This is a genomic window from Micromonospora sp. CPCC 205546, from assembly GCF_036902715.1.
GTDB lineage: Bacteria > Actinomycetota > Actinomycetes > Mycobacteriales > Micromonosporaceae > Micromonospora.
This window is the reverse complement of record NZ_JBAKHL010000001.1, coordinates 97,917-114,283: the sequence shown is the minus strand read 5'-3', so window position 1 is coordinate 114,283 and position 16,367 is coordinate 97,917. Positions and strand designations below refer to the sequence as shown.

Here is a 16,367-nt window from a genome sequence, read left to right as displayed (position 1 = left end):
TGCCCTGTCATGGGCGTCACACACCACGGTCGTACGCACCGGCTGGACCTGGCCGATCCGACACTGCGGGAGTGGGAGTGCACGGTGCTGCACGCCGATCCCGAGCAGGGCATCGTGCTGGACCGGTCGGCGTTCTATCCGGGCGGCGGCGGGCAGCCGCCGGACCACGGCGTACTGCTCTGGCAGGGGGTGCAGACCCGGATCGTCGGCACCCGCAAGGGCGACGACCTGTGGCTGGTCCCTGCCGAGGGTGACCCGCTGCCGCCGGCGGGAACGGCGGTCACCGGGGCGGTCGAGGACGACCGGCGCACCCGGCTGATGCGGACCCACTCCGGGCTGCACGTGCTCTGCGGCGTGGTGTTCCGCGACTTCGGCGCGCTCGTCACCGGCGGCAACATGGAGCCGGGCGAGGCCAGGATGGACTTCAACCTGCCCGAGGTGCCCGCCGACTTCAAGAGCCGCATCGAGGAGCTGGTCAACGCCGAGGTGGCCGCCGACCGGGCGGTGGCCGTGCGGGTGCTGCCCCGGGCGGAGGCCCTGGCGCTGCCCGACATCATCCGTACCCAGTCGAACCTGATCCCGCCGGAGGAGCAGGAGGTGCGGATCGTCGACATCGTCGGGCTGGACGTGCAGGCCGACGGCGGCACGCACGTCGCCTCCACCGCGCAGATCGGCAAGGTGCAGGTGGTCAAGGTGGAGAGCAAGGGGCGGGCCAACCGTCGGGTCCGCGTACGGCTGGCCGACTGAACCGGGTGGCTCCCGGCGCCGGTCGTCGGCGCCGGGAGCCGGGCCGTCACACGAGATCGATGCGTTCCCGCTCGATCGGGTAGCCCGCCCGGGCGAAGGCGGCGGCCATCGGGTGGTTCGTCTGGTCGGTGGCCGCCACGATCTCGGTCACTCCCGCCTCGACGAGCAGGTGGGTGGCCTCGACCAGCAGGTCGTACGCGTAGCCGTGCCCGCGCTGCTCGGGCACCACGCCGACGAAGCCGACGACCGGATCGCTGTGGTTGCGGGCCGGCACGGTGACGCCGACCAGTTCACCGGCCGGCGTCCAGGCCAGCCGCCACCAGTCGCGCGGGCTCGGCAGCCAGCGCAACAGGTCGAGCTCCTCCCGCGCCGCCGCCTCCGGCCCGTGCTCGGCGGCGGCGCGGCGGGTGTGGGCGTCGAGGCTCCCCTCGCCGACGCGGCGCAGCACGTCGAGGATCACGGCGTCGTCGGGTTCCGGGCGGAACTCCAACCGGCCGGGCCGGGCGGGCAGCCCGTGCTCCCGCGTCCACCGGTACCGGTACCGCGCGACCAGCGGGGACATGCCGGCGGCGGTCGCCGCGTCGATGCGGGCCTGCGCCTCCGCCCGGACGGCCGGGTCGTCCCGCCAGCCGGATGGCAACGAGAGGGAGTACTCGGCCCGCAGCGGCGCGGCGCGCAGCAGCCGGACCGCGGCCTCGTGGTCGGTGAAGTCGAGCCAGTCGAGGGCCAGCGGAGACTCGTCGTCCGGCCCACCCCACCAGGCGGCGCGGGCCACCACGGTGCCGGCGCGCAGGGCGACCCAGCTCCACTCGGGACGGTACTGACCGTCGGCGGCCATGTCGGAGTAGTTGTCGCCGAAGGCGGCGCGCCCCACCAGCCTGGTGTGGGGCAGGGAGTCGAACAGTGCTTCCTCGCCCGCGGTGAGCGGGCGGATGACCAGGTCGGTCATGAGGTCCTTCCGGGTTTCGTGCCCCCGGCTCAGAACCGTGGTGCCCTCGTGGCCGGGCGGGAGCACAGCGATGTCGTGGACACGGCGCTCACCTCCCTTTCTTCGACGAGGGCGTGCCGGAACCCTAACAGGGGACCGTGTCCGCCGGGCAACGGGTTTACTCGGCGCGGCGGGCGCGCAACGAGCGGACCTTGTGCCGGTTGCCGCAGCGCTCCATCGCGCACCAGCGCCGCCGACCGGGGCGCAGGCGGCCACCAGTTCGTCGGCGCCCGCCAGGATCGGCCGGGGGAGGTCAGGGCGTGGCGGGAGCCGGTGGCAGGTGGGCGGCGCGCACGTCGAGCAGCCAGCGTTCCACGGTCGCCTCGTCCGGGCGGTCCGGCAGCGGGGTGCGGATCCGGTCGAAGTCCCGTTCCGCCTCGGCGACCAGGGTCCGGGCCTCGTCCAACGCGCCGCCCGCCACCCGCTCGCCGAAGCCGCGGAACCACTGCGGGTCGGCGAGCCGGATCTCCAGTACGCCGGTGGCGTAGAGCAGCCGGCCCTGGTGCACCAGCCGGGCCAGGTGCCGGGCGTGCTTGGCGGTGCGCCGCCGGGTGTCGGCGGAGAACGGGCCGTCGCCCCGGGACTCCAGCTTGCGGAACTGCTGGCCGGCGTAGCCCAGGTAGGCGTCGCGGACGCGGGGCGCGCTGAGGAACGCCGAGCGGATGGCGACCAGCCGGTCGCCGAACTCCGTCCGGGTCTCGTAGCAGTCCTCCGGCAACCAGGCCAGCTCGGTGGCGGTCGGGTTGCCGCTCAGCGCCAGGCGGCACCACTTCGCCGCCTCGTGCAGGGTGATGTCGGGGTCCGTGGTCACCACCGACTCGCGGGGTGGGCGCAGCCCGTGGAAGGCGACGGTGGGCGCGGCGAAGACGCCGATCCGGTCGACGTCGGAGCCCGGCCCGGCCAGCCCGTACGCGACCGAGCCGACGATCCCGGAGAGCAGCAGGTGCATGCCGGCGAGCATGACGGACGACACGGCTTCGCGAAACCGGACTTCGGCTGTCAGGTATCGCTGACAGGCTCGCCGCATGACGAAACCGCTGACAGGGAAGATCGCGCTCGTCGCCGGGGCGACACGGGGCGCCGGCCGGCAGATCGCGGTGCAGCTCGGTGCCGCCGGCGCCACGGTCTACGCCACCGGCCGCAGCAGCCGGGCCGGCCGTTCCGAGATGGGGCGCCCGGAGACCATCGAGGAGACCGCCGAACTGGTCACCGCCGCCGGCGGCACCGGCGTCGCGGTCCGGGTCGACCACCTCGTACCCGAGCAGGTCCGTGACCTGGTCGCCCGGATCGACGCCGAGCAGGGCCGACTCGACGTGCTGGTCAACGACATCTGGGGCGGCGACCCCCTGACCACCTGGGAGAAGCCGGTCTGGGAGCAGCCGCTGGACGCCGGCTTCCGCAGCCTGCGGCTGGCGATCGACACGCACATCGTCACCGCCCACTTCGCCCTGCCGCTGATGATCCGCCGTCCCGGCGGCCTGGTGGTGGAGGTCGGCGACGGCACGCGGGAGCACAACGAGACCAACTACCGCCTCTCGGTCTTCTACGACCTGGCCAAGGTCTCCGTGAACCGGCTCGCCTTCAGTTGGGCGCACGAGCTGAAGCCGCACGGCTGCACCGCCGTCGCGCTCACCCCGGGCTGGCTGCGCTCCGAGGCGATGCTGGAGCACTTCGGCGTCACCGAGGAGAACTGGCGCGACGGCGCCGCCAAGGAACCGCACTTCGTCATGTCGGAGACGCCGGCCTTCGTCGGTCGTGCGGTGGCCGCCCTGGCCGCCGACCCGGACCGGGCCCGCTGGAACGGCGAGTCGCTCGACAGCGGAGGGCTGGCCCAGGTGTACGGCTTCACCGACCTGGACGGCACCCGACCGCACTGGGCGCGCTACCACACGGAGGTGGTGGAGCCCGGCCGGCCGGCCGACGACACCGGCTACCGCTGACCCGGATCGGGGTCCCGGCCGGCGTAGCGGCGGGCCGTCCGCTCGGCCGCTTCGGCCAGCCGCGCCCGCAGCTCCGGCGGGTCGAGCACCTCCACCTCCGGACCCAGCCCGAGCAGTTGGTGGTACGCCACGTCGACGGACTCGACGGGCAGCCGGGTCACCACCCAGCCCTGCCCGTCGGGGCCGTCGGCGGCGGCGACGGCCTCGTCGTACGCGAAGGGGGCGTCCGCCACGTGCCGGAGCTGGCGCAGGCCGGCGGGGCTGAGCCGGACGGTGGCCCGCTCCCGCAGCACGCCCCGGTGGAACGCCTCGGCCTGTTCCCGCCAGTACCCGGCCAGGTCGAAGCCCTCGTCCCGGTCGAAGGTCTCCGGTCGCACCTGGACCCCGGTGACCCGGTCCACCCGGTAGGTGCGCAGGTCGTCGCCGACCCGGCCCACCAGATACCAGACGCCGTTCTTCAGCACCAGCCCGTACGGCCGCACGGTACGCGTCACCTCGCGCTCGCCGCGCCGGTAACGCAGCTCGACCACCCGGTCCCGCCAGACCGCGCCGGCCAGCTCGGTCAGCCACGGCGGCGGCCCGACCTCCCGGAACCAGCCCGGCACGTCCAGGTGGAAACGCTGCCCGGTGCGGGCCGGGGCGTCGCGGAGCGTGGGCGGCAGCGCGGCCAGCACCTTGAGTTCGGCCGAGGCCACCGCGTCGGCGAGGCCCATGTCGCCCGCCGGTCCGGGCAGCCCGGCCAGGAAGAGCGCCTCCGCCTCGTCTCGGGTCAGCCCGGTCAGCCGGGTGCGGTAGCCGCCGAGCAGCCGGTAGCCGCCGGCGCGACCCCGGTCGGCGTAGACCGGCACCCCGGCGGCGGAGAGCGCCAGCACGTCCCGGTAGACGGTCCGCTCCGAGACCTCCAGCTCCCGCGCCAGCTCCGCCGCGGTCATCGTCTCGCGCGCCTGGAGCAGCAGAACCAACGAGATCAACCGGGCCGCCCGCACCCGTCCATCCTGCCGTGCCCGCTCGGCCGCCCCAGCCGGTGGCTCGCCTCCTCCGGCGTCGCCCGGTCGCGCCCACGACTGCGCGGCGGGACTGTCACGGATCCGGCTTGACCCTCACGGTGCGTGAGGCCGGAGGGTGGGTGCATGAGTGACTACTACGACGCTTTCGAGATGAGTCCCGTGCCCACCCCCGGCCCGGACGCGGTCGCGCCGGAGCCGTACCGGGGCATCTACGGAATGCCGGCGTTCGTGACGATCCCCACGACCGACCTGGCGGCGTCGGTGGACTTCTGGACTCGTGGTCTCGGGTTCTTCGCGCTGTTCAGCATCCCCGGCACGCTCGTGCACCTGCGCCGGTGGGCGTTCCAGGACGTGCTCCTCCGCTCGGCGGAGAGCGTGCCGGCGCAGGCACCGGCGATGAGCTTCAGTTTCTCGGGCGTGCTCAACCAGATCGACTCCCTCGTCGAGGCCTGCCGTGCGCTGAACCCGGACTCGGTCGACGGACCACGGGACACCCCCTGGAACACCCGCGACGTGGAGGTGATCACCCCCGAGAACGCACGGATCATCTTCACCGCGGCGAAGCCCTTCGATCCGGCCAGCCAGGAGGCGCGCAACCTTGAAGCCATCGGGATCACCCCACCGGGCGCCGGTCGCGGCGACAATGAGGAGCATGCCTGACGCCACCGACGCCGACGGCCTGACCGTCGGCCAGGTCTGGGCGTGACGGTCCGCGCTGCACGACCGGGACGACACTACGACGGCATCCGCACCGGCCTTGCCACGTGGCTCCGGCAGAGCATCGACGCCAACGCACGCGCCCACGACATCGACCCCGACAGCGCCATCTGGCAGTAGCGCGCGGGCCCGGAGCCCGCACTGGTGGGGTACAACTAGGCTCTGCGGTCGTGAACGCACCCCGCATCGCCGCGCCCGTGACCGGTGCCGCCGGCCGGTTCTTCGCCGGCGTGGGCCTGCTCCTGCGCGGCCTCGGTCTCTACGTCCGCAGCCCCGGGCTGATGCTGCTCGGCGTCATCCCGGCGTTGATCTCGGGCGCGATCTTCGTGACCGCGTTCGCCACCCTGGCGTACTTCGTCGAGGACCTGGCCGCGCTGGTCACCCCGTTCGCCGACGACTGGTCGACCACCTCGCGCAGCCTGGTCCGGGTGATCGCCGGGCTGGCCTTCCTCGGCCTCGGTGGCCTGCTCGCGGTGGTCAGCTTCACCGCCGTCACCCTGGTCATCGGGGACCCGTTCTACGAGAAGATCTCCGAACGAGTCGAGGAGCGCCTCGGCGGTACCCCCAACGCGGTCGACGTGCCGTTCTGGCCGTCGCTGCGGCGCAGCATCGCCGACTCGCTGCGGCTGGTGGGCCTGTCGATCCTCTTCGGCATCCCGCTCTTCGCCGCCGGCTTCATCCCGGTGCTCGGCCAGACCGTGGTGCCGGTGATCGGGGCGGCGGTCGGCGGCTGGCTGCTCGCGGTGGAGCTGGTCGGGGCGCCCTTCTACCGGCGCGGGATGCGGCTGCCGGACCGGCGGGCACACCTCAAGGCGGACCGGCCGACCACGCTCGGCTTCGGGGTGGCGGTCTTCGTCTGCTTCCTGATCCCGCTCGGCGCGGTGATCGTCATGCCGGCCGCCGTCGCCGGGGCCGCACTGCTGGCCCGCCGCTCCCTCGGCCAGCCCATCACGGAGGAGCGGGCCGTGCCTGCGCCGGCCGGGCCCGGCCACGCCGCCGGCTGACGGGACCCGTCAGGAGGGGCCGCCGACCGGGACCCTGTCAGGAAGGACCGGGACCTGTCAGGGCAGGTCGCGCAGGCAGGACCAACCCGACCCGACCGGGCGGTAGCCGAGCCGGACGTTGACCGCCAGCATCGGCGCGTTCGCCTCGTCGTTGGAGGTGTAGGCGACGCGTACCCCTCGGGCGGCGGCGCGGTGCAGCGCCGCCGTCTTGACCAGTCGGGCGAGCCCGTGCCCCCGGTGCGTCGGCAGGGTGCCGGTGTAGTCCGACCACATCCGGTCGCCGTCGCGGTTGACGAGGCTGAACGCCACGATCTCGTCGTCGATCTCGGCCGCGGTGCTGGCCACGTGGTCCAGGCCCAGGTTCTCCCAGATCTCGGAGCGCCAGCTCTCGTAGCTGGTCGCGTCGGCGGGCACGTCCTCCGGCTCGTCGGCCGCCGCCGCCACCTCGGCCAGGTAGACCCGGCGCGGCTCGACGTCGGTCAGCGCAAGCAGCCGTACGCCCGGCGGCGGCTCCGGCATCGGCGGGGCCGGCCGCAGGTCCAGTGCCGAGTAGCGCAGCTCCCGGCTCGGCGTGAAGCCGTGCCGGCGGGCGAACGGCAGCGACTCCGGCAGCGCCCAGGTACGCACCCGGCGCGCCCCGATGTCGCGCAGGTGCCCCAGCGCGGCGGTCAGCAGCGCGGTGCCGGCGCCCCGGCCCCGGTGCTCCGGGTGCACGTGCAGGGTGGAGATCTCGCCGACGTCCGGCTCGGAGGTCTGGGCGTTGCGGTAGGCCGACGCCCAGCCGATGACCGTGTCGTCCACCTCGACGACGTACGCGGTCCAGTCCTCGTCGGGCGGGGGCTGGGCGATCATCTTCCGGGTCGACTCGACGCCGCGTACCAGGTAGGGGTGCACGAGCGCGCGCATCGCCACCACGGCGGGCGCGTCGTCGGGGCGGGCGGTCCGGATTCGCACGTCAGTTCTCCTCGCGTACGGCGGCGACGGCCTCGACCTCGACGAGCTGGTCGGTCCGTCCCTCGGCGTCGAGCGGGCAGGCGCCGGCGGTGAACACCAGCCGGGCGGGCGGCTCGACCGTGGCCGCGTACGCGTACTCCGCGACGTCGGAGAGGGCGGGCACGCGGATCAGCCGGGTCGGTGGGGTCACGGCGGTGACGCTACCGCCGGACCCCCGGGCGGCTCGACCGGTTATCCGCCGGCCGGTCAGGCGGACTCGCGGACGATCAGCTCGGTGGGGAGCACCACGGGCTCGATGGCCTCGCCGGCGGCCAGCCGCAACAGCAGCCGGGTCATCTGCCGGCCCAGTTGCACGATCGGCTGGCGGACGGTGGTCAGCGGCGGCTCGGTGTACGCGGCCGTCTCGATGTCGTCGAAGCCGATCACCGCCACGTCGTCGGGCACCCGCCGACCCGCCTCGCGCAGCGTCCGCAGGGCGGCGTGCGCCATCAGGTCGGAGGCGGCGAAGACGGCGTCCAGGTCGGGGTGCTCGGCGAGGAGCTGCCGCATGGCCGTCGCCCCGGACTCGCGGGTGAAGTCGCCGGTCGCCACCAGTTCCGGCAGGCCGGCCTCGGTTACCGTGTTCCGGTAGCCGGCGAGGCGCTCGATGCCGGCCACCATGTCCTGCGGGCCGGCGATGGTGGCGATCCGGCGGCGCCCGCCGTCGAGCAGGTGCCGCACCGCCGTGGCCACCCCGCCGACGTGGTCGACGTCGACGTAGGGCACGTCGGCGCCGTCGAGCGGCCGTCCGCTGCACACGACCGGGATGCCCAGCCGGGCGAGCCGGCCGGGCAGCGGGTCCTCGCCGTGCAGCGAGGCGAAGAGCACGCCGTCGACGTGCCGGCCGGTGGTGTAGCGCTCGACGCGGTCGTGCCCGGCGGGGGAGCCGGCCAGCATCAGCACGAGCTGCTTGTCGGCCGCCTCCAGCTCCTGCGCCGCGCCCCGGATGATCCCGGGGAAGACCTGGTCGTCGGAGAAGACCCGGGTGGCGGCCTCCGGCAGCACCAGGGCGATCGAGTCGGTCCGCTGGGTGACCAGGCTGCGGGCGGCCAGGTTCGGCACGTACCCCAGCTCGGTCACCGCCCGGCGGACCGCCTCCCGGATGGGCTCGGCGACCGTCGTGGAACCGTTCACCACCCGGGACACGGTTGCCCGCGAGACCCCCGCCCGCCGGGCCACCGCTTCCAGCGTCGGCCGCTGCGCCGTCGTCATCCCCGTTACCACCCTCGTCACAGCCCGTTCCGGGAGATCACCTCCTGGTACCACCGGGCGCTGGACTTCGGTGTGCGGCGCTGGGTCAGGTAGTCGACGTGGATGATCCCGAACCGTCGACGGTAGCCCTCGGCCCACTCGAAGTTGTCCAGCAACGACCATACGAGATAGCCCCGCAGGTCCACTCCCCGGGAGATCGCCTCGTGCACGGCGCGCAGGTGCCCGTCGAGATAGGCGATCCGGTCGGCGTCCATGACCTGCCCGGAACCGTCGGCGTCGGGCTTGTCGGGGAACGCCGCGCCGTTCTCGGTGACCATCAGTGGCACGCCGGGGTAGTCCCTGGCGATCCGTTCCAGCAGCCGGGTCAGCCCGGCCGGTTCGATCATCCAGCCCATGTCGGTCAGCGGCCCGGCCGGCGGGAGGAACTCCACCGCGCCCTCGGTGCCCGGCCAGGCGCTGCCGCCCGCGCCGTCCGGCCGTCCCGCGACGTAGGTGGGGGCGTAGTAGTTGATGCCGAGCAGGTCGATCGGGGCGGCGATCAGCTTCTCGTCGCCGTCGCGGAGGAACGTCGGCTCGACGATGCGGGACACGTGCTCCAGCACGTCGTCGGGGTAGGCCGCGCGCAGCAGGGGATCGAGGAAGATCCGGTTGTGCAGGCCGTCGACCAGGCGGACCGCCGCCGCGTCGGCGGCGCTGTCCGCGTCGACCGCGCACACGTCGGCCGGGTTGACCGTGATCCCGACGGTCTGCGCGCCGCCCGAGCGCAGGGCGCGGGCCGCCAGGCCGTGCCCGAGCAGCAGGTGGTGTACGGCGGCGAAGGCCGCGCCCGGGTCCTGTTCGCCGGGGGCGTGCACCCCGTTGCCGTAGCCGAGGTAGGCCGAGCACCACGGCTCGTTGAGCGTGGTCCAGGTGCGGATCCGGTCGCCGAGGCGGGTGTGCACCGCCGTGGCGTACGTGGCGAAGTGCTCGGCGGTCTCCCGGTTGGTCCAGCCGCCCCGGTCCTGGAGGGCCTGCGGCAGGTCCCAGTGGTAGAGCGTGACGATCGGGTCGATGCCCCGCGCCAGCAGCGCGTCGGTGAGCCGGTCGTAGAAGTCCAGGCCGCGTGGGTTGACCGGGCCGGTGCCGTCCGGCTGGATGCGGGGCCAGGCCACCGAGAAGCGGTACGCCCGCAGCCCCAGCTCCGCCATCAGCGCCACGTCGTCGGCGTACCGGTGGTAGTGGTCGCAGGCCACGTCGCCGGTGTGCCCGTGGTGGACCTTGCCCGGCGTACGGCTGAAGGTGTCCCAGATCGACGGGCCGCGACCGTCGTCGGTGGCCGCGCCCTCGATCTGGTACGCGGCGGTGGCCGCCCCCCAGACGAAGTTGTCGGGGAATCGCAGAGTGCTCACGCCTTGACCGCACCTTCCATGATGCCGCCGATGATCTGGCGGCCGAACAGGACGAAGACCAGCAACAGCGGGAGGGTGGCGATGGCCGTCCCCGTGAACACCTGGGACATGTCCGTGTAGTACCCGTCGGACAGGGTGCGCAGTGCCAGCTGCACGGTGGGGTTCTCCGGATCGTTGAGGACAGCGTACGGCCAGAGGAAATCGTTCCAGGTCGTCATGAACGTGAGCAGCCCGAGTACGGCGGCGGCCGGGCGCAGCGCCGGCAGCACCACGTTCCAGTAGATCCGCGCGGTGTTGCAGCCGTCCACCCGTGCGGCCTCGATCAGCTCGTTGCTCACCGCCTGGCCCGCGTACTGCCGCATCATGAAGACCCCGAAGCCGGTGACCAGGGCCGGCACGATCACCGCCGGCAGCCGGTCGTTCCAGTTCAGCTTCGTCATGAGCAGGTAGAGCGGGATGACGCCGAGCTGGGTGGGCACCATCATCGTCGCGATGATCACCATGAGCAGCGCGTTGCGCCCCCGGAACCGCAGCTTGGCGAAGGCGAACCCGGCCAGCGTGGAGAAGAAGACCACCGAGACGGTGACCGTGGTCGCCACGATCGCCGAGTTGACCAGGCCGGCGACGAAGTACGCGTCGGTGTTGTCGAGCAGCCGGGACACGTTCGCGCCGAAGTTGCCGCCGGGGGTCACCGGGGGCGGCAGCTGGCCCATCGCGTCGTTGGAGCGGCTCGCGACCACGAACATCCAGTAGATCGGGAAGATCGACAGGACCCCGGCGGCGATCAGCGCGGCGTAGGTGAGCCGGCTGGCGGCCCAGAGGCGGGTCATCGCGCTCCCTCCTTCGACTTCGCGTCCTCCTTCGCCGGCTTCGCGCCGCCGAGTCGGCGCAGGAGCAGCACGTTGATCGCCGCGACGACCGCGATCAGCGCGAAGAGCAGCCACGCCACCGCCGAGCCGTACCCGAAGTTGTAGTGGGGCGCGAAGGCGTTCTCGAACATGTACATGGTCACGGTCTGCGACTCCCGCAGCGTCCCGCCCCGGATCGGGTTGGTCCCGGAGTGAAACAGTCGGGGCTCGGTGAAGAGCTGGAGCCCGCCGATGGTGGAGATGATGACGGTGAAGATGATCGTCGGCTTGAGCAGCGGCACGGTGATCGACCAGAACTGCCGGGCCCGGCCGGCCCCGTCGATGGCGGCCGACTCGTAGAGGTCGCGCGGGATGGCCTGCATGGCGGCCAGGAAGATCAGCGCGTTGTAGCCGGTCCACCGCCAGTCGACCATGGTGGAGATGGCCACCCAGGACGCGAACCGGTTCGACTTCCACTCGATCGCGTCGATGCCGACCAGGTCGAGCATCCAGTTGACCATGCCGAACTCGCGGCCGAAGAGCACCCCGAAGACGATCGCGACCGCGGCGGTCGAGGTGATGTTCGGGATCAGCACCGCCATCCGGAACGTGGTCCGCGCCCGCAGTTGCCGGTTGAGCAGGTTGGCCAGCCAGAGCGCGGCCAGCAGCTGCGGAACCGTCGAGATGACGAAGATGCCGAGGGTGTTGACGACGGCGTGCCAGAAGTCGGCGTCCGCCAGCAGTTGGCTGTAGTTCTGCAGCCCGACGAACGGGTGGTTGCTGCCGAGCAGGTCCCAGTCGTGCAGGGAGACCCAGAAGGTGTAGATCAGCGGGTACGCCCCGAACACCCCGAAGAGCACGAAGAACGGGGCGATGAACAGGTAGGGCGAGTACTTCGTGTCGAGGCGGCTGAACCGCATCACCGGTGGACGCCGACCGGTGCGGGGCGCCGGTGCGACCGGCGGGCGGGCGTCGAGCTGAACGGTCATGCCCGGAGGACTCCTTTCCCGGGTGCGGGCGGGACCGGCACCCCCGGCGCCCCTCCCACCCGCACTCCGGCTCGGGCTACTTGGCGGCGGCCTTCTTCGCGTTGTTGACCGCGTCCGTCCAGCCCTGTTCGGGGTTGCGCTGGCCCAGTTCCACCGTCCGCACGGCGTTCTCGACCTCGGTGCGGACGGCCTGGTTCTTCGGTCCCATGTAGACGGGCTTCAGCGTCTTGGCGCCCTCGCCGAAGATCTGCCCGACGGGCGCGTCGGAGAAGTACGCGTTCTTGGCGTCGACGATCGCGGGGTCGGCCAGCGCCTGCGGCGAGGAGGGCAGCGGACCCTTGGCCTTGAACGCCCCGATCTGGCCCTTGGCGCTGGTCAGGAACTTCGCCAGCTCGATCGCCTCGGCGCGGTGCTGGCTCTGGGTCGGCACGGCGAGCCACGATCCGCCCCAGTTGCCGCCGTTGCCGGGCACCCGGGCGATGTCCCACTTGCCCTTGGCCTCCGCGCCGGCGTTGCCCTCGATGACGCCGGTCATCCAGGCCGGGCAGGCGATGGTGGCGAACTTGGCCTGCTTGAAGGCCGACACCCACTCCTCGGACCAGGAGCCGTACTTGCCGGAGAGGCCGGAGTCGATGATGTCCATCGTGGTGTCCCAGGCCTGCCGGACCGCCGGGTTGCTGTCCACCACCAGGTTGTCGCTGGTGTCGTAGTAGTGGTGGCCCTGCGCGTTGCCGGCCGTCTGGAGCACGATCGTGTTGAAGATGTTGGTCGCCGCGTCCAGGAACGCCGCGCCGGTGTTCTTCGCCTTGAACTGCTCGCCGACCTTGATGTACTCCTGCCAGGTCGGCCAGAGCTTCGACACCGCCTCGCGGTCGGTGGGCAGGCCGGCCTTGGCGAAGAGGTCCTTGCGGTAGCACATCGCCATGCCGCCGACGTCGGTGCCCAGGCCGATCAGCTTGCCGTCCTGGGTCGTCCCGCCCTTCCACTTCCACTCCAGGAAGTTGCCCTGGAGTTCCGCCCCGCCGTGGTCGAGCAGGTTGACGAAGTTGTCGGGGTTGGCCTTGTACTCGACCATCAACCCCTCTTCGATGGCGACGACGTCGCCCGCGCCCTTGCCGGCGGCGAGCCACTGGGTCAGCTTCGGCGAGTAGTCGTCGAGGTTGGTGCCCGTGCCACGCTCGACGATCTTCACGTTCGGGTGGCTGGCCATGTATTCCTTGTAGAGCTCTTCGTAGCCGAACTGGCTGAACACGTCCACGGTCAACGTGATCTTGCCGTCCTCGGCGGGTTCGTCGCCGGCGCAGCCGGCGGTGGCGAGCAGCGCGGTGGCGGCGGCGATGGCCACCGCCGCCAGGCGGCGGCGCGGAAAGACACCCATGTCGGTCAGACCCCTCTCAGGTCGTCTGAGGTGGTGAGGCAGGTGGTGGAACAGAGCTGAGAGAGCGCTCTCACGACAGGGTGGTGGTTGGCTCGGCCGGTGTCAAGAGAGCGCTCTCCGCCGGTCCCGCCGGGGCCGGAAACGAGGAGAGTGGCCGCCTGTGCCTGGCGGCCACTCTCCTCGGACGTGCGGTGAAACTGCGCGGAACCCTCGGGGCCCGGTTCCACGCGGCGGTGGGTCAGCCGACGCGCAGGCCCTCCAGCAGGCTGCGGTCGCCGGCGACGTCGAGCGTGTCGAGGCCCACCCGGCCCCAGAGCGCCAGCAGCAGGTCGCTCGCGGTGCCGCTGACCTGCGCGCGGGCGTGGTGGTCGTCGTGGTCGAAGATGGTGGCGGTGTCGAGCAGGGCCACGCCCTCGCCGCGCAGCCGCAGGAACCACTCCTGCCCGGCGTCGGAGGCGGAGATCTGCACCACCCCGTGCCACTGGCCGGCCGTGCGGCGCCGGCCGGCCGGCAGCCAGGTGTCCAGGATCTCGCTCACCCCGTCGGCGGCGAGCTTCGCCTCGACCGGATCGCCCGCCGCGATGGCGAGCTGGGCGTCCCAGCGGTGCACCGCGGTCTCGTGCGCCATCCGGCGCGGCCAGAAGCCCGCCTTCTTCGGCTGCGGCGCCCAGTTCCACGCCGGGGCCTCCGGGTCGAGGCCGTCGAAGAGGGTCATGAGCTGGTCGTACGCCTGCTGCCAGAGCTGGAGCGGGGCGACACCCGGCTCCGGCTCGACCGGCTCGGGCCTCCCGGGCGACGGGGTGGTCGCGCCCGCACCCGCGAACGAGTGCACCCAGCGGTAGAGGGAGGTCAGATGCAGGGTCAGGTCGGCGACGTTCCAGCCGGGACAGGACAGCACCGGTGTCTCCGGCGGCGCCTCCGCCACGGCTGCGGCGAACGCCGGGCCCTCCGCCCGGAGTGCTCCCAACCAGAAGTCCTTCGTACCGTGCAGTCTGCTCATCGCCATCCTCCCGGGGGTGACCGGGCCACCAGTGGGCGCCGCGGCTACCCCTCAGCCTAGGGTGAAAGGCGTGTCAGACGTCTACGCCCAGCCGACAACCGGAACCGAACAGCCCACGACGTGCGACCTGGCGCGATACACCACGTTGCGCCTGGGCGGCCCGGCCGGCCGCGTCGTCGCCGGCAACGACGCCGACGGGATCGTCCGGGCGGTGCGGGAGGCGGTCGCACGCGACGAGCAGGTCCTGCTCCTCGCCGGGGGTAGCAACGTCGTGATCGGGGACGCCGGGTTCCCCGGCACGGTGGTCCTGGTGCGCTCCCGGGGCCTGCGGGTGGTCGCCGAGGACGCCGACGCCGTCACCGTGCGCGTCGAGGCCGGCGAGCCCTGGGACGAACTGGTCGCCGCCACCGTGGCCAACGGCTGGTCCGGCCTGGAGTGCCTCTCCGGCATTCCCGGCTCGACCGGCGCCACCCCCATCCAGAACGTCGGCGCGTACGGGCAGGAGGTCGCCGAGACCATCACCGGCGTCGAAGTCCACGACCGGGTCGACGGGACCGTCGGGCGGATCGCCGCCGCCGACTGCGGCTTCGCGTACCGCTCCAGCATCTTCAAGTACAGCGACCGCTGGGTGGTGCTCTCCGTCGACTTCCGGCTCGCCCGCTCGCCGCTGTCGGGGCCGGTGCGCTACGCGGAACTGGCCCGGGCGCTCGGCGTGCAGGTGGGGGAGCGGGTGCCGCTGGCCGACGCCCGGGCCGCGGTCCTGCGGCTGCGCGCCGGCAAGGGCATGGTGCTCGACGCGACCGACCCGGACACCCGCTCGGTCGGCTCGTTCTTCACCAATCCGGTGCTCGACGGCGCCGCGTACGCGCTCCTGCGGGAGCGCGCCGCCGACATCGGCGAGCCGCCCGCCTGGCCCGGCGCGGGTGACGTGGTGAAGGTCAGCGCGGCCTGGCTGATCGACAAGGCCGGATTCGGCAAGGGGCATCCGGGGCCCGACGGCGTCGCCATCTCCAGCAAGCACACCCTCGCCCTGACCAACCGCAGCGGCACCGCCAGCACCGCATCCCTGGTTGAGCTGGCGCGCGAGATCCGCGACGGCGTCCACGACCGCTTCGGCGTCACCCTCCACCCCGAACCCGTCCTCGTCAACTGCACCATCTGACCTCTCCCGCTCTCCTTTCCCCTCCCCGGAGGGCTCCTCCCGCCCCCGTGCGCACCCCCTCCGTGCGCGTCGATCATGCAGTTGTGTTGGGCGTTTCGGGGTATTACGAGGCATTTGTCCCCCACCGCAACTGCATGATCGACGACGGCGGGGGCGGGGTGCGGGCGAGGGCTGGGTGGGGGTGTGGGCTAGGTGGGGGCGATCGTGGGCCAGGGGAGGGTGAGTTCGCCGTGGCGCCAGCGGCGGGGGCCGTCGAGGATCGGCCAGCCCGCCTCGCGGAGGGCGGAGACCGCGCGCAGCCAGCGTTGGCGGGGGCCGTACGGGGCGTAGCCGGCGGCGGCCTGCCAGGCGTCGTCGAGCGCGCGGATCAGGTCGTGGACCCGCTCGCCGGGCACGTTGCGGTGGATCAGCGCCTTGGGTAGCCGTTCGGCCAGCTCCGCCGGGGTGCCGAGGGTGGTGAGCTTCGCGGCCAGGGTGAGCGTACGGGGGCCGTCGGCGTCGATCAGCAACCAACCGCCGAGCCGCCCCAACTCGTCGCAGGTGCCCTCGACCAGCAGCCCGCCCGGGGCCAGCCCGGCGGTCATGGTTCGCCAGGCGTCGGCGACCTCGCGCTCGTCGTACTGCCGCAGGACGTTGAACGCGCGGACCAGGGCGGGGCGCAGCCCGGCCAGCTCGAACCCGCCCCGGGCGAAGGTGAGCCGGGGCGGGTCGGCGGACGGCTGGGCGGCGGCGACGCGTACCGGATCGATCTCCAACCCGACGAGGCGCACGTCCGGGCGTACCGCGACGGCCAGGCGGGCGCGCAGTTCGACGGCGGTCACGGGGCTGGCGCCGTAGCCGAGGTCCACCACCAGCGGATCGGCCGCCCGGCGCAGCGCCTCCCCGCAGGTCTCGACGATCCAGTTGTCCACCCGGCGGAGCCGGTTCGGGTTCGTCGTCCCCCGGGTCACCGCGCCGAGCGGCCGGTGCCGCGCCGCGCCCGCCATCGTCCGTG

General features: G+C 72.8%; 17 protein-coding genes and 1 pseudogene. 5 read left to right on the top strand and 13 right to left on the bottom strand.

The window, feature by feature from the left end:
• Positions 1–9 precede the first annotated feature (9 nt).
• Positions 10–747 carry an alanyl-tRNA editing protein gene (locus tag V6U77_RS00515; RefSeq protein ID WP_334604043.1) on the top strand — a complete coding sequence of 246 codons (738 nt, stop codon included), beginning with the start codon at positions 10–12 and terminating at the stop codon, positions 745–747.
• Positions 748–793: 46 nt separating this feature from the next.
• On the opposite strand, the gene V6U77_RS00510 is transcribed toward V6U77_RS00515, so the two are convergent.
• From V6U77_RS00510 to V6U77_RS00500, 3 genes are all read right to left on the bottom strand, one after another.
• The gene (locus V6U77_RS00510; protein ID WP_334604042.1) at positions 794–1,696 is read right to left on the bottom strand and encodes a GNAT family N-acetyltransferase; all 903 of its coding nucleotides are present in this window, start codon (positions 1,694–1,696) and stop codon (positions 794–796) included.
• Positions 1,697–1,853: 157 nt separating this feature from the next.
• Complete coding sequence (locus V6U77_RS00505) at positions 1,854–1,943, bottom strand: CGNR zinc finger domain-containing protein (protein ID WP_334604215.1); 90 nt, start codon at positions 1,941–1,943, stop codon at positions 1,854–1,856.
• Between the two features lie 45 nt (positions 1,944–1,988).
• Positions 1,989–2,684 carry a nucleotidyltransferase domain-containing protein gene (locus V6U77_RS00500; RefSeq protein ID WP_334604214.1) on the bottom strand — a complete coding sequence of 232 codons (696 nt, stop codon included), beginning with the start codon at positions 2,682–2,684 and terminating at the stop codon, positions 1,989–1,991.
• Positions 2,685–2,760: 76 nt separating this feature from the next.
• Between V6U77_RS00500 and V6U77_RS00495 the strand changes: the two genes are divergently transcribed.
• Positions 2,761–3,675 carry an SDR family oxidoreductase gene (locus V6U77_RS00495; protein ID WP_334604041.1) on the top strand — a complete coding sequence of 305 codons (915 nt, stop codon included), beginning with the start codon at positions 2,761–2,763 and terminating at the stop codon, positions 3,673–3,675.
• On the opposite strand, the gene V6U77_RS00490 is transcribed toward V6U77_RS00495, so the two are convergent.
• Positions 3,666–4,661: a helix-turn-helix transcriptional regulator gene (locus V6U77_RS00490; protein WP_334604040.1), complete on the bottom strand. Its 996-nt coding sequence runs from the start codon at positions 4,659–4,661 to the stop codon at positions 3,666–3,668. The genes V6U77_RS00495 and V6U77_RS00490 overlap by 10 nt on opposite strands.
• A 144-nt stretch (positions 4,662–4,805) precedes the next feature.
• Here V6U77_RS00490 and V6U77_RS00485 point away from each other — a divergent pair, with 144 nt between their 5' ends.
• Positions 4,806–5,342: a VOC family protein gene (locus tag V6U77_RS00485; protein ID WP_334604039.1), complete on the top strand. Its 537-nt coding sequence runs from the start codon at positions 4,806–4,808 to the stop codon at positions 5,340–5,342.
• 227 nt (positions 5,343–5,569) lie between these two features.
• The gene (locus tag V6U77_RS00480) at positions 5,570–6,403 is read left to right on the top strand and encodes an EI24 domain-containing protein (protein WP_334604038.1); all 834 of its coding nucleotides are present in this window, start codon (positions 5,570–5,572) and stop codon (positions 6,401–6,403) included.
• A gap of 57 nt (positions 6,404–6,460) precedes the next feature.
• Here V6U77_RS00480 and V6U77_RS00475 read toward each other — a convergent pair whose 3' ends face one another.
• From V6U77_RS00475 to V6U77_RS00440, 8 genes and pseudogenes are all read right to left on the bottom strand, one after another.
• Positions 6,461–7,357: a GNAT family N-acetyltransferase gene (locus tag V6U77_RS00475; protein ID WP_334604037.1), complete on the bottom strand. Its 897-nt coding sequence runs from the start codon at positions 7,355–7,357 to the stop codon at positions 6,461–6,463.
• A gap of 52 nt (positions 7,358–7,409) precedes the next feature.
• A pseudogene (locus V6U77_RS00470) lies at positions 7,410–7,547 on the bottom strand (RidA family protein); the annotation flags it as partial.
• 56 nt (positions 7,548–7,603) lie between these two features.
• Positions 7,604–8,608: a LacI family DNA-binding transcriptional regulator gene (locus V6U77_RS00465; protein ID WP_334604036.1), complete on the bottom strand. Its 1,005-nt coding sequence runs from the start codon at positions 8,606–8,608 to the stop codon at positions 7,604–7,606.
• Between the two features lie 17 nt (positions 8,609–8,625).
• Positions 8,626–9,996, bottom strand: coding sequence for a GH1 family beta-glucosidase (locus tag V6U77_RS00460; protein ID WP_334604035.1), 1,371 nt, complete (start codon positions 9,994–9,996; stop codon positions 8,626–8,628).
• A complete protein-coding gene (locus V6U77_RS00455; RefSeq protein ID WP_334604034.1) occupies positions 9,993–10,826 on the bottom strand; it encodes a carbohydrate ABC transporter permease in 834 nt (277 codons plus the stop codon). Before V6U77_RS00455 ends, V6U77_RS00460 begins: the two co-directional genes overlap by 4 nt.
• Positions 10,823–11,833 carry a carbohydrate ABC transporter permease gene (locus tag V6U77_RS00450; protein WP_334604033.1) on the bottom strand — a complete coding sequence of 337 codons (1,011 nt, stop codon included), beginning with the start codon at positions 11,831–11,833 and terminating at the stop codon, positions 10,823–10,825. The genes V6U77_RS00455 and V6U77_RS00450 overlap by 4 nt, the downstream gene beginning before the upstream one ends.
• Before the next feature lie 76 nt (positions 11,834–11,909).
• Positions 11,910–13,211 carry an ABC transporter substrate-binding protein gene (locus tag V6U77_RS00445; protein ID WP_334604032.1) on the bottom strand — a complete coding sequence of 434 codons (1,302 nt, stop codon included), beginning with the start codon at positions 13,209–13,211 and terminating at the stop codon, positions 11,910–11,912.
• 238 nt (positions 13,212–13,449) lie between these two features.
• The gene (locus tag V6U77_RS00440; RefSeq protein WP_334604031.1) at positions 13,450–14,211 is read right to left on the bottom strand and encodes a maleylpyruvate isomerase family mycothiol-dependent enzyme; all 762 of its coding nucleotides are present in this window, start codon (positions 14,209–14,211) and stop codon (positions 13,450–13,452) included.
• A 70-nt stretch (positions 14,212–14,281) separates the two neighbouring features.
• Here V6U77_RS00440 and V6U77_RS00435 point away from each other — a divergent pair, with 70 nt between their 5' ends.
• Positions 14,282–15,373 (top strand): UDP-N-acetylmuramate dehydrogenase, encoded by a 1,092-nt coding sequence (locus tag V6U77_RS00435; RefSeq protein ID WP_334604030.1) that lies wholly within the window; start codon positions 14,282–14,284, stop codon positions 15,371–15,373.
• Between the two features lie 188 nt (positions 15,374–15,561).
• On the opposite strand, the gene V6U77_RS00430 is transcribed toward V6U77_RS00435, so the two are convergent.
• The gene (locus tag V6U77_RS00430; protein ID WP_334604029.1) at positions 15,562–16,359 is read right to left on the bottom strand and encodes a class I SAM-dependent methyltransferase; all 798 of its coding nucleotides are present in this window, start codon (positions 16,357–16,359) and stop codon (positions 15,562–15,564) included.
• Positions 16,360–16,367 lie beyond the last annotated feature (8 nt).